This is a genomic window from uncultured Campylobacter sp. (assembly GCF_937949835.1).
In the GTDB taxonomy this organism is placed as follows: Bacteria; Campylobacterota; Campylobacteria; order Campylobacterales; family Campylobacteraceae; genus Campylobacter_B.
The window spans coordinates 1-3067 of record NZ_CALEDC010000107.1 but is presented as its reverse complement, the minus strand read 5'-3'; the positions used below and the strand labels follow the sequence as shown (position 1 = coordinate 3067).

The 3067-nt window shown below is 48.5% G+C and carries 3 protein-coding genes; all 3 read right to left on the bottom strand.

From position 1 onward, the window contains the following. Positions 1–541 precede the first annotated feature (541 nt). Positions 542–1303: a TSUP family transporter gene (locus Q0256_RS02370; RefSeq protein WP_297959704.1), complete on the bottom strand. Its 762-nt coding sequence runs from the start codon at positions 1301–1303 to the stop codon at positions 542–544. Positions 1304–1838: 535 nt separating this feature from the next. Further along, the gene (locus tag Q0256_RS02365) at positions 1839–2627 is read right to left on the bottom strand and encodes a TIGR02757 family protein (protein WP_297959702.1); all 789 of its coding nucleotides are present in this window, start codon (positions 2625–2627) and stop codon (positions 1839–1841) included. Then, positions 2624–3067 (bottom strand): RsmD family RNA methyltransferase (locus tag Q0256_RS02360; protein ID WP_297959700.1); only part of this gene is annotated, 444 nt, incomplete at its 5' end. The genes Q0256_RS02360 and Q0256_RS02365, both read right to left, overlap by 4 nt.

Here is a 3067-nt window from a genome sequence, read left to right as displayed (position 1 = left end):
GCGACAAAACGATCTGCAAGGTGGTATTTTAAAATTTTGCTGACGTAAGCGTATGAAATTTCATAAGCACAAGCACGATAACGCCGCACGCTAGGCAATACGACTAAATTCTATCAATGGCGGGCAAATAAAATAGATACGCGGGTAATACGGCGAAATTTAACCGACACGAATAGGCAAAATTTCATCGGCGATACACAGCTAGATTGATGCCGTCGCAGCGGGATCGGTATGACGCTACAGCAAGATCTGCGCTATTGCGGCAGCAAAGTTGGCTCCGTCGCAGCATAATAGCTACAAAGCTACGATAAAATCGACACTACAATTAAATTGACAGTGTCGCAGTAAATTTGGTGTGACACTGCGGCAAGATAGCGCCGCAGTAATGAAATCAGCACTGTCGCGGCGGTAAGGTGGCGCTGTCGTAGCATATCGGCAAGAGTTCATAAAATTTTACGCGAAATTTTATACGAAATCCTGTATAAAATTCTATGATTTTGCCTTGAGATCAGCCTGCGATCGGCCCTCAATCGGTCTGTAATCAACTTGCAATCAGTCCGTAAAGTAGCTTTAAAATCGTGGCGGCAACGACTAGCAGAAGCATCTTGCGCACAAATTTCACGTCGCATCTCATCACGAGGCTTGAGCCTACGAAGCTGCCCGCGATCTGTCCGACCGCCATCACCGCTCCGACGAGCCATAAAATTTGCCCACCGATGATAAAAACGCCCAAAGAGACGATGTTTGAGGTGAAATTTAAAACCTTCGTGTGTGCGACCGCCTTTTTCATATAAAGCCCTAAAATTCCCACGAGTGCAAACGTCCAAAACGAGCCCGTGCCTGGACCGAAAAATCCGTCGTAAAACCCCAAAACAAGCCCGAAAATCGCGTAAAAGCTCTTTTTTGACATCTTGGGCCTGGCGGGCGCTTCGCCAAGGTTCGGCGAAAAAATCATATAAAGCAAAAGCGCCAGCAGCAGGATCGGAATGAGGTAGTTTAGGAATTTCGCATCGATTAGAAGCAGGACATAAGCGCCGACGAGCCCGCCTACGAACGTAAAAATCACACCGCGCAAGATCTCCGCCGCATCGACATAGCCCTTGCGGATGAAATTTAAAGCGGCGGTGAAGCTTCCGAAGCTGCCTTGAAATCTATTTGTGGCGATCGCTACATGCGGCGGAACGCCCACGGCAAGCAGCGCAGGCAGCGAGATCAACCCGCCGCCGCCCGCGATCGAGTCGATAAATCCGCCGAAAAACGCCGCCGCAAAAAGCACCGCAAACTGCCAAAGTTCAAGCTCCATCTTTGTCCTTCTTTCAAATTACACAGACACGCGCTATGAACGCCTGCCAGAATTCCTCGCAATTACGATCGCAAACCGCTCATGCACCGCAAAGTGCATACGAGCGCCTGCTAGAATTCCATGCAATTTTATAAAATTCCATGGAATTATATCGGATTTTGCCGCACGGCTCCTGCTTAAATTTTATTAAATTTACCGCACGATGCCGTTTTAGCTCCATGCAATTTATCGCGTCGCGCGCGAGCTGCAAAATTTCATAAAATTTAAGTAGCGCAAAGCGGCGAAATTTTACCCAAATTCTACAAGACAGCCTATAAATTTCGCGCAGCTATCCGTGAAATTTGCAGAATTTTATAAAGCGATCTTTTGCTAAAATTTTATGAAATTTCGGCGCGCCGTACTCAAGGCGTACGGCAAAATTCATAAAGCCAGCCCCTACTTATGCGGCAGCACAGCGCAAAATTCCGCCGCACACCCGCACTAAAACTTCATAAAATTTCATCGCCCAGCTCGTACCAGATAAAATTTCGCCGACTTACTTCGCAGTTTTATCTAAACTCGCGCTTAGTTCGGGTAAAATTTTATCTATCTCGCCGCTCTGTCCGAGGCGATACAGCGCGAAGTCGTATTTGATAGGGTCACTCGGATCGAAGCGTCCTAAGCTTTGCGTAAGCTGTAAAACCGCCTCGAAATCGTAACTCTTGCGATCGATCAGCCCAAGCTTAAGCGAAACTTTATGCGTGTGGGTATCGAGCGGGGTGAGGAGGCGCGATTTTTCGATCTTTTTGTACAGCCCCAGATCGATGTCGCTGTCGCGCACCGCCCAGCGCAGGAAAAGATTGTAGCGCTTGTACGGCGACGTGGGCTTTTTCGCGAAGCCGCGACCGAAAAAAAACTCATATCCCGGGCTGCGGTAGGGATTTAATTTGTAAATTTCGCCGATTAAAAAATTTATCCCATCCTCGATCCGTCCGCTTTTTTGCATGCCGCAAAGCACGCTCTCTTCGATGCTAAGGCTATTTTTAAGCCGCTTTAAAGTTATAAAAATTTCAGCGACGTCGCGCGGGCTTTGAAATCTATACTTTTTGCCCGCAAGCTCCGCTCTCATGCGCTCATCGCTCCCGTCTAAAAGCGAAAAATCAAGCGAGCGAAGAAATTTTAAAATTTGAGCCGCGCTCCCGTAAGCAAACAGCGCGCAGATGAGCGCTACGACGTCGTTTCGATGTCCCTTTGCGACCTGCAGCGGATCGGGCGCGCCGAAAAGATCCGCGTCGCAATTTTTCAAATCGGCGTAGTAATCTAAAATTTGCTTTAAGCTTTTCATTTTGCGTAGTAGCTCATCGTCGTAGCGCCGAATTTTCGCGATTTAAGCAGCGCGAAATCGCCGATTTTAAGTGGCAGCTCAAGCTCGCTCATATGCTCGATCGCGATTAGCAGCTCGCACTGCGCGGAGCCCAGGCGCGCTATCAGCGCCAGCACCCGCTCGTAAATCTCGCCAAAACCCTGCCTGATCGCAAACGGCGGATCCAGATAGACAAACACTCTGCGCGCGGGATCGGAGACGGAATTTTCTATGGAATTTGCAGTATGGCTTTCGCTAGAATTTGCAGCAGAACATTCTCCTAAACCGTTTGCGGTAGAGCTTTCGCCTAAACCGCAGGTTAAATTTTCACGGGAGTTGGCGGCGAAATTTTTTCTTGAACCGCGGGTTAAATTTACGTTTGGGCGCGAATTTTCTTTGCAGCTAGCGGCAAAATTGCCGTC

Bases quoted from the DNA above. Each gene is read 5' to 3' on its own strand.
- Q0256_RS02370 (WP_297959704.1), bottom strand. From the start codon at position 1,303: ATGGAGCTTGAACTTTGGCAGTTTGCGGTGCTTTTTGCGGCGGCGTTT.
- Q0256_RS02365 (WP_297959702.1), bottom strand. From the start codon at position 2,627: ATGAAAAGCTTAAAGCAAATTTTAGATTACTACGCCGATTTGAAAAAT.